Source organism: Paraburkholderia sp. (genome assembly GCF_035501035.1).
Classification (GTDB): domain Bacteria; phylum Pseudomonadota; class Gammaproteobacteria; order Burkholderiales; family Burkholderiaceae; genus Paraburkholderia.
The window spans coordinates 1-9,030 of sequence record NZ_DATJWR010000414.1 but is presented as its reverse complement, the minus strand read 5'-3'; the positions used below and the strand labels follow the sequence as shown (position 1 = coordinate 9,030).

Below are 9,030 nucleotides of genomic sequence, written 5' to 3'. Positions count from 1 at the left end.
ACGTCAGCTCGATATCCAGCTGAGCGCGCTCGAAGCAGAGGGGCGCGGGCGCGTGGTGTCGAGTCCGCGGGTCGTCACGGCCGACCGCATGAAGGCGATCGTCGAGCAGGGCACGGAGCTGCCGTACCAGGCGAAGGTCGGGCAGGGCGTCTCGGGCGTGCAGTTCCGTCGCGCGAGCCTGAAACTGGAGGTCGAGCCGCAAATCACGCCCGATGGCCGCGTCATTCTCGATCTCGACGTGGCGAAGGACAGCGTGGGCGAGCAGACCGCCGCCGGGCCGGCGATCAACACCAAGCACGTGCAGACTCGCGTGGAAATCGAAGACGGCGGCACGGTCTCGATCGGCGGGATCGACGCGACCGATGACCGCGATGATGTGACGCGTGTGCCGCTCCTGGGCAAAATACCGATTCTGGGCGCGCTTTTTTCGCATCGCGCGCACCGGGACAAGCGCAGCGAACTGGTAGTTTTCATTACGCCGCGCGTCGTGGAATCGAATTGACCCTTATAGATCGAGAAAACCGCGCGCAAGCATGCATCCGCGCGCTGCGGGGCCGGAACGCTCAGGCCGCAGGCTCGACAACGCCGCCGCTTTGCCAGTAAGCTGCGGCACCAACCTTTCGTAGGAAGCGCTGCAAGTGCGGGACGCAAACGCCAATGTTTTTTTCGTAGGGCTCATGGGCGCCGGCAAGACGACCGTGGGCCGGGCGGTCGCGCGCCGGCTGGAGCGTCCGTTCTTCGACTCCGATCACGAGGTCGAGGCGCGCACGGGCGCGCGCATTCCGGTGATCTTCGAGCTCGAAGGCGAAGCGGGCTTTCGCGAGCGCGAGGCCCAGATGATCGAGGAGCTTACCGCTCGCGAAGGCATCGTCCTTGCCACTGGCGGCGGCGCGGTGCTGCGGCCCGAGAACCGCGCGGCGCTCAAGGCGCGCGGCTTCGTCGTGTACCTGCGCGCGCACCCCCACGACCTGTGGCTGCGCACGCGGCGCGACAAGAACCGTCCGCTCCTGCAAACCGAAGACCCGAAGGCGCGGCTCGAAGCGCTCTACGAAGTGCGCGACCCGCTCTATCGCGAGGTCGCGGACTTCGTGATCGAAACAGGCCGGCCTTCGGTCAATGGACTCGTCAACATGGTGCTGATGCAGCTCGATATGGCCGGCGTCGCGCGGGCCACGGCGCGCGAGTAGGGCGCAAGCCGTGCCCGAATCGTGCCGCGTAGCCCGTAAGATGGCGCACCAGGAACCCTCAAGATTCAGAGCATGATTACCGTCAACGTCGAACTGGGCGATCGCGCCTACCCCATCCATATCGGCTCCGGCCTGATCGGCCAGACGGCGCTCTTCGCGCCCCATATCGCCGGCAAGTCGGTGACCATCGTGACGAACACCGTCGTCGACCCGCTCTACGGCGACACGCTGCGCACCGCGCTCGCGCCGCTCGGCAAGGACGTCAACACCGTGGTGCTGCCGGACGGCGAGGCGCACAAGAACTGGGAAACGCTCAACGAGATCTTCGACGCGCTGCTCTCGGCGCGCGCCGACCGCAAGACCACGCTCATCGCGCTGGGCGGCGGCGTGACGGGCGACATGACGGGCTTCGCGGCCGCCTGCTACATGCGCGGCGTGCCGTTCATCCAGGTGCCGACCACGCTGCTTTCGCAGGTCGATTCGTCGGTGGGTGGCAAGACGGGCATCAATCATCCGCTCGGCAAGAACATGATCGGCGCGTTCTACCAGCCGCAGGCGGTGATCGCCGACATCGGCGCGCTCTCCACGCTGCCCCCGCGCGAGCTGGCGGCCGGCATCGCCGAAGTCATCAAGACGGGCGCGATCGCCGACGCCGAATTCTTCGAATGGATCGAAGCCAACGTCGAAGCGCTCAACCGCTGCGAGCCCGAAGCGCTCGCGCATGCAGTCAAGCGCTCGTGCGAAATCAAGGCCTCGGTCGTGGCCGCCGACGAGCGCGAAGGTGGCCTGCGCGCCATCCTCAACTTTGGGCACACCTTCGGTCACGCGATCGAGGCCGGCCTCGGCTACGGCGAGTGGCTGCACGGCGAGGCGGTCGGATGCGGCATGGTGATGGCGGCCGATCTCTCGGTGCGAGTCGGCATGCTGGACGAAGCGTCGCGCGCGCGGCTCGTGCGCGTGGTGCAGGCTGCCAAACTGCCGGCGCGCGCGCCCGCGCTCGGTGCACAGCGCTATGTCGAGCTGATGCAGGTCGACAAGAAGGCGGAGGGCGGGGCGATCAAGTTCATCCTGCTCAAGCGCTTCGGCGAGACGCACATCGGCCGTGCGCCCGACGAAGCCGTGCAGGCCACGCTCGCCGCGACGACGCAAGGCTGACGCGCCGCCGGCCTTGAACCTTTGCGGAGGAACCGGTGAGCGATACACGTAGCGATCCCCGTAGTCTCGCTCGCCGCGACGCAGCGGCAGGCGATCCGGCCGCGTCCAGCGACGCCGGCGCCACGCTCGTCGCTTCGTTCGAAGCGGGTCTTGCGCCCTACGCGGCGCACGGCTCGCGTTCGCGCGGACGGCGCTATCCCGAGCCGCAGCCCGCCGCCCGCAGCGAATTCCAGCGCGACCGCGATCGCATCGTGCATTCCACCGCGTTTCGCCGGCTCGAATACAAGACCCAGGTCTTCGTGAACCACGAAGGCGACCTCTTTCGCACGCGGCTCACGCACAGTCTCGAAGTTGCCCAGATCGCACGCTCGGTCGCCCGCAACCTGCGCGTGAACGAGGATCTCGTCGAGGCGATCTCACTCGCGCATGATCTCGGCCACACGCCATTCGGCCATGCGGGCCAGGACGCGCTCAACGAGTGCATGCGCGAGCACGGCGGCTTCGAGCACAACCTGCAAAGCCTTGCGGTGGTGGACGAGCTCGAAGAGCACTACGGCGCGTTCGACGGCCTGAACCTGTGCTTCGAGACGCGCGAGGGCATCCTGAAGCACTGTTCGCGCGAGCACGCGCGGCGGCTGGGCGATCTGGGAGAGCGTTTCCTGCTCGGCCGGCAGCCGTCCATCGAGGCGCAGATCGCCAACATTGCCGACGAAATCGCTTACAACAACCACGACGTGGACGACGGCCTGCGCTCGGGCCTGCTCACCATCGAGCAACTCGCCGAGGTCGAGCTGTGGCTTACGCACTATGACGCCGCGCGCAGCGAGTACCCGCAGATCGACGGGCGCCGGCTGATTCACGAGACGGTGCGGCGCATCATCAACACGCTGATCGTCGATCTGATCGGGCAGACACAACGCAATCTCGCGGAATACGCGCCGCAGTCGCTCGACGATGTGCGGGCCGCGCCCCCGCTCGTCGCGCATAGCGAGCGAGTGGCGGCGCAGGCGGCTGCGCTCAAGCGTTTCCTGTACCGCAATCTGTACCGCCACTACCGTGTGATGCGCATGGCCAACAAGGCCCGGCGTGTGGTGAAGGGCTTGTTCGACGCGTTCAGCGAGGACCCGCGCCTCTTGCCTCCCGCTTACCAGACGCCCGACGCAGCCCTGCAGCCGCGCCTGATCTCGCACTACATCGCGGGGATGACCGACCGGTATGCGCTGAAGGAGTATCGCCGGCTCTTCGTCGTTGCCGATGACGTGTAGCGCGCCAACCGCCTCGTCGATTCCGGGGGAGTCCATCCAATGAAGTCCTGGCCGTATCCGCGCGTCGCCGCGCACCGTGGGGGCGGCACGCTCGCGCCCGAGAACACGCTGGCAGGCTTGCGCACCGGCGCGCGCCTCGGCCATGCAATGGTCGAGTTCGACGCCAAGTTGTCCGCCGACAATATCGCGTTCCTGTTGCACGACGACACCGTCGAGCGCACCTCGAACGGGCACGGCGCAGCGGCTTGCATGCGCTATGCGGAACTGGCCGGGCTGGACGCGGGCAGCTGGTACGACGCATGTTTTGCCGGCGAGCCGATGCCGACGCTCGCTCAGGCCGCCGCGTGCTGCCGCGAGTCAGGGCTCGCGGCGAACGTGGAGATCAAGCCCTGCACGGGCCGCGACATGGAGACGGGGCGCATCGTGGCCGCCGAAACCGCGCGCCTGTGGGCCCAGGAGACCCAGGCGGGTACGCCGCCGCTGCTCTCGTCGTTCTCTTACGCGGCGCTGGAGGCGGCGCGCGAGGCCGCGCCCGACCTGCCGCGCGGCCTCTTGTTCGAGCGCGTGCCGGCCGACTGGCGCGAGCAGACCGCCGCGCTCGGCTGCGTCTCGCTCCACGCGAGCCACCGCTATCTGGACGAGGCGCTCGTCGAGCGCATCAAGTCGGCAGGACTTTTCATGCTTGCCTACACGGTGAACGATCCCGATCGTGCTCGCCAACTGGTGCGTTGGGGCGTCGATACGGTCTGCACGGACCGCATCGACCTGATCGGACCGCATGGGCTCGACGCCTGAAGCACAGGCGGGCGGCCGGCGCCCGAACCTTCACGTAGCGGGCGCGGCCTAGCGGGCGCGCGCGAGCAGCGCGCCCACCACCAGCGCCACGCCGCCGGCAATCGCCACGGCCTGCCACGGATTGCTATGCACGTAGTCGTCGGCGCCGGCGATGGCCGCGTCGGTATGTTCGCGCGCGCTCGCACGTGCCACTTCGAGGCGCTCGCGAACGGCGTCGAGGCGCTTGCGGATGTCGGTGCGCAGCGCGGCGGCATCCGCCTGGGTTCCCTCGCCCAGCGTGGTTTCCAGCTCGGCGAGCAAATCACGCAACTCGTCGGCGATATCGGCCGCGGCGTTGCGGCCGCGGCGGCCGATGCGCCGCGCGCGGCGGCTCGTGCGCGTCCAGGAATCTCCTAGGGCTTCTCGCGTGTTCGGAAAGGCGCTCATTTATGGCTCCGTCGTTGAAAAAGCACAGGTGAAGGGCTCGCCGCTGCGCGTGCGAAAAGGACGCGCCAGGGTGAGGGCCGGAGTGCGAGTATTGCGCAAATCCAGTGCCCGGGCCTTGAAGCCGCGCAGTCTATTCGGCGCAAACGCCCGCCAGGCACGGCGTTCCTGCACGACGGCAAAACAGATGATTACGGGGACAGCACGCTTTTTCGCAGAGGCATAGAATCAGGAAAAGGCTCTGCGATTGTCAGGAAAACCTGATGGGCTGCGAGGCGGGCCGAGTGTGGCAGGGGGGAAGCGCCGCCCTTCGCCTGACACCGCATAGGTGGGGCAAAAGGGCTGGCGGGGCGCCTGTGCGGGCGCTTAGAACATGTAGCCGACCTTCAGGTACGTGACGAGCGGGTTCAGGTGGATCTTGGATTCGGCGACGCGCACGGTACCAAACTGATTGTTGAGAGTCGTGTTGTACGTAGCGGTCACGCTGATCGGAATATACGAAAGCGAGAAGCCGGCAAACACGTGCTTCGTGAAGTTGTAGTTGAAGCCCAGGTTAAACACGGGGGCCCAGGAACGATCCGTCGAAACACTGGTCGGACCCCCAAGTACGCCCTGTTCGAACGCGGGATTGGTGATCTTCGCGTCGGTGAACCAGGCATAGGTGACACCCAGGCCGACGTAAGGACGGAATTTGGCTTCAGGGCTGTTGAAGTAGTACTTGAACAACAGCGCCGGGCTCCACAGGCGCGCCGAGCCGACGGTGCCGAACGTGCTCAGGGTGCCGCCGCCGGAAATATCGAACTTTGGCGGAATGCCCAGTTCGGCTTCGGTGGCGATATGGTCGGTGATGAAGTAACCGAGGGAGAGGCCCACGGTGTCAGCCGAGCCGATGCTGGCGCCGGTGCCCGGAATGGCCATGTTGACGGGCGTGCCGCCAACGCTGTCGATCTTGAGCGGGTCGCTGGAGTCCTGCGGCATGAAGCGGAACCAGCCGGTCGTGACGTAGAACGTATTCGCTGTTTGTGCGTGTGCTGCCGTGAAAGTGGCGAGCGCGGCGACCCCCGCCAGCGCCTGTTTTAATTTCATATTAATGCTCCTCCATGAAAGGCCCGCTCATTATGAACACAACGTTTGCAACAAACCATACGCGACCGTTAGAGCTTTTTTACTAAGCGCCGCGAGCTTTCCGCCCAAGCCGCATGCCAGCAAGAGCTAACGCTGGTGCGGCCTGGCGGGTCTGCGGGTATTCACCAACGGAACCAGGAAAATCGAGCATGGCACGGCTTGCACGTCTTTATGTTCCCGATCAGCCGCAGCATGTGATCCTGCGCGGACTCGATCAGCAGCCCGCGTTCGTCGATGACCAGGATTACGAACTGTTCATCGACTGCCTGAAGGCCGCGGCGCGCGATCATCATCTGGCGGTTCATGCGTGGGTTCTGATGCCCGGCGCGGTGCAACTGCTCGTCACACCCTCCGACGAGTCCAGCCTGCCCAAGGCAATGCAGGCGGTCGGCCGGCGCTACGTGGCGCATTTCAACCGGCGCTACGCGCGTCGCGGCACGCTCTGGGAGGGGCGTTACCGCGCAACCGTCATCGAGGGCGAGCGCTTCTTCCTGCTGGCAAGCCGCGTCGTCGAGCTCGCGCCGGTGCGCAGCCACCTCGTCACGGCGCCCGAGGACTATCGGTGGTCCAGCTACCGCCATCACATCGGCCTCACCGTCGACAGCCTCATCACCGACCATCCGCTTTACTGGGCACTCGGCAATACGCCGTTCGAACGTCAGCGCGCGTACCGCGAGCTCTGCGAGCAGGCGCTCGATGAACGCGAAACCACGCAGCTCATGCAGGCGACGCTCAAGGGCTGGGTGCTGGGTAGCGATACCTACCGCGACTGGGCATCGCGCACCGCGAACCGGCGCGTGTCGCCGTTGCCGCGCGGGCGGCCGCGCAAGGTGCGCGAGGCGCCTGGCGCGCCTGCGGCGGCCCCGGCAAGCGCGCCGCCCGCGCCGGCAGCCGGAGCGAGCCCGGCAGGCGCTCACACGGGCGGTCCGGCGGCCGGTCACGGCGCCAGTCAATCGAGCCCTTATTCTGGATCGCCGCCTGCCGCCAATCCAGGCGGTTCCCCCGCGACGCATGGCGGAGGGCATGCCGGGAGTGGTTCGGCTGCAACATCCGGCGGAAATCAAGGGGGCTCGACCGGCCATTCCGATGACTCGCAGGGTTCCGGCGGCAGCGGGCCGTCCGGTTCGACCTCTGGGCACGAGGAGCGCAAGCCCGGCACCGGCACGCATTGATTGTCTTTTGAGTCAAAGGCTTACGAGATGGACGGCATCTTCGGATGCCGTTTTCTTTTGCACAAAAATGATGTGGAACCAATAAAATATTGTGCGAATGCACCAACTCGATAATTGGGTCTCTATCATCACGTTTTATTTGCATCCCCTTGATTCGTCGCGTATATTCGCCTTTCGGCTCTCCTGGGCGCATGACGCGGGAAGCACGTATCACCCCGCGCAACGCCGTACAGCGGTCACGCAAGCGGCGGGAAACAAAGAACACGGATTCAACGGCCGGCAACGGCCTCACTCTGACGGTGTCCCCATGAACGATCACCAGCAGCGCGCCGCGGTGCCCGCCGCGCAAGGTCTGTATGACCCGCAAAACGAACACGACGCCTGTGGCGTCGGCTTCGTCGCCCATATCAAGGGCAAGAAGAGCCACGAAATCATTCAGCAAGGCCTGAAGATTCTCGAAAACCTCGACCACCGGGGCGCCGTCGGTGCCGACCCGCTCATGGGCGACGGCGCAGGCATCCTGATCCAGATTCCGGACGCGTTCTATCGCGAAGAGATGGCCCGCCAGGGCGTGACGCTGCCGCCGTTCGGCGAGTACGGCGTCGGCATGATCTTCCTGCCGAAGGAACACGCCTCGCGTCTCGCGTGCGAGCAGGAACTCGAGCGCACGGTGCGCGCCGAAGGCCAGGTCGTGCTTGGCTGGCGCGACGTGCCGGTCGACCACACCATGCCGATCTCGCCCACGGTGAAGGCGAGCGAGCCGCTGATCCGCCAGATCTTCATCGGCCGCGGCAAGGACGTGATGGTGACGGACGCGCTCGAGCGCAAGCTATACATCATCCGCAAGACCGCGAGCCACCGCATCCAGGCGCTCAAGCTCAAGCACGGCAAGGAATACTTCGTGCCGTCGTGCTCGGCGCGCACGGTCGTCTACAAGGGGCTGCTGCTCGCGGGCCAGGTGGGCGTGTACTACCGCGACCTGCAGGACGAGCGCGTCGTCTCGGCGCTCGCGCTCGTGCACCAGCGCTTCTCCACGAACACGTTCCCCGCGTGGGAGCTGGCTCACCCGTACCGCATGATCGCCCACAACGGTGAAATCAACACCGTGAAGGGCAACGTGAACTGGCTGAACGCCCGCACAGGCGCGATCGCCTCGCACGTGCTCGGCGACGATCTGCCCAAGCTCTGGCCGCTCATCTATCCGGGCCAGTCGGATACCGCCTCGTTCGACAACTGTCTCGAACTGCTCGTGATGGCGGGCTATCCGCTCGTGCACGCGGTCATGATGATGATTCCGGAAGCGTGGGAACAGCACACGCTGATGGACGAGAACCGCCGCGCGTTCTACGAATATCACGCCGCGATGATGGAGCCGTGGGACGGCCCCGCCGCGATCGCGTTCACCGACGGCCGCCAGATCGGCGCGACGCTCGACCGTAACGGCCTGCGTCCGGCGCGCTACATCGTGACCGACGACGACCTCGTGATCATGGCGTCGGAAGCGGGCACGCTGCCTATCCCTGAATCGAAGATCGTCAAGAAGTGGCGCCTGCAGCCGGGCAAGATGTTCCTGATCGACATGGAGCACGGCCGCATCATCGACGACAAGGAACTGAAGGACAACCTCGCCAACGCCAAGCCGTACAAGAGCTGGATCGACGCCGTGCGCATCAAGCTCGACGAGATCGAGCCGAAGGCGGAAGACGTCGCGACCGCGCGCGCCGAAGCTGCCGCGCTGCTCGACCGTCAGCAGGCGTTCGGCTACACGCAGGAAGACCTCAAGTTCCTGATGGCGCCGATGGCGATGTCGGGTGAAGAGGCCGTCGGCTCGATGGGCAACGACTCGCCGCTGGCGGTCATGTCCAACAAGAACAAGACGCTCTACAACTACTTCAAGCAGCTGTTCGC

Annotated in this window: 7 protein-coding genes and 2 pseudogenes; 7 read left to right on the top strand and 2 right to left on the bottom strand. The window is 65.9% G+C overall.

Translation table 11 applies throughout. The features are described from left to right. From VMJ11_RS29700 to ugpQ, 5 genes and pseudogenes are all read left to right on the top strand, one after another. Positions 1-502 (top strand): annotated as a pseudogene (locus tag VMJ11_RS29700) (type IV pilus secretin PilQ); the annotation flags it as partial. A 130-nt stretch (positions 503-632) separates the two neighbouring features. Beyond that, positions 633-1,187 carry a shikimate kinase AroK gene (gene aroK / locus VMJ11_RS29695; RefSeq protein WP_325624368.1) on the top strand — a complete coding sequence of 185 codons (555 nt, stop codon included), beginning with the start codon at positions 633-635 and terminating at the stop codon, positions 1,185-1,187. Between the two features lie 72 nt (positions 1,188-1,259). Next, positions 1,260-2,342, top strand: coding sequence for a 3-dehydroquinate synthase (gene aroB, locus VMJ11_RS29690; RefSeq protein ID WP_325624367.1), 1,083 nt, complete (start codon positions 1,260-1,262; stop codon positions 2,340-2,342). Between the two features lie 35 nt (positions 2,343-2,377). Next, positions 2,378-3,607, top strand: a complete 1,230-nt coding sequence (locus VMJ11_RS29685; RefSeq protein ID WP_414694500.1) for a deoxyguanosinetriphosphate triphosphohydrolase — start codon at positions 2,378-2,380, stop codon at positions 3,605-3,607. A 39-nt stretch (positions 3,608-3,646) separates the two neighbouring features. Next, positions 3,647-4,402, top strand: coding sequence for a glycerophosphodiester phosphodiesterase (gene ugpQ / locus VMJ11_RS29680; protein ID WP_325624365.1), 756 nt, complete (start codon positions 3,647-3,649; stop codon positions 4,400-4,402). Between the two features lie 48 nt (positions 4,403-4,450). Here the strand turns inward: ugpQ and VMJ11_RS29675 are convergent, their stop codons facing one another. Together VMJ11_RS29675 and VMJ11_RS29670 are read right to left on the bottom strand one after the other, a co-directional pair. Beyond that, positions 4,451-4,828 (bottom strand): DUF883 family protein, encoded by a 378-nt coding sequence (locus VMJ11_RS29675; RefSeq protein WP_325624363.1) that lies wholly within the window; start codon positions 4,826-4,828, stop codon positions 4,451-4,453. A 363-nt stretch (positions 4,829-5,191) separates the two neighbouring features. Beyond that, positions 5,192-5,911, bottom strand: a complete 720-nt coding sequence (locus VMJ11_RS29670) for an OmpW/AlkL family protein (RefSeq protein WP_325624361.1) — start codon at positions 5,909-5,911, stop codon at positions 5,192-5,194. A 188-nt stretch (positions 5,912-6,099) separates the two neighbouring features. Here VMJ11_RS29670 and VMJ11_RS29665 point away from each other — a divergent pair. Both VMJ11_RS29665 and VMJ11_RS29660 read left to right on the top strand, forming a co-directional pair. Continuing rightward, positions 6,100-6,789: pseudogene (locus VMJ11_RS29665) on the top strand (transposase); the annotation flags it as partial. Between the two features lie 640 nt (positions 6,790-7,429). Then, a partial coding sequence (locus VMJ11_RS29660) for a glutamate synthase central domain-containing protein (RefSeq protein ID WP_325624360.1) occupies positions 7,430-9,030 on the top strand: 1,601 nt, incomplete at its 3' end.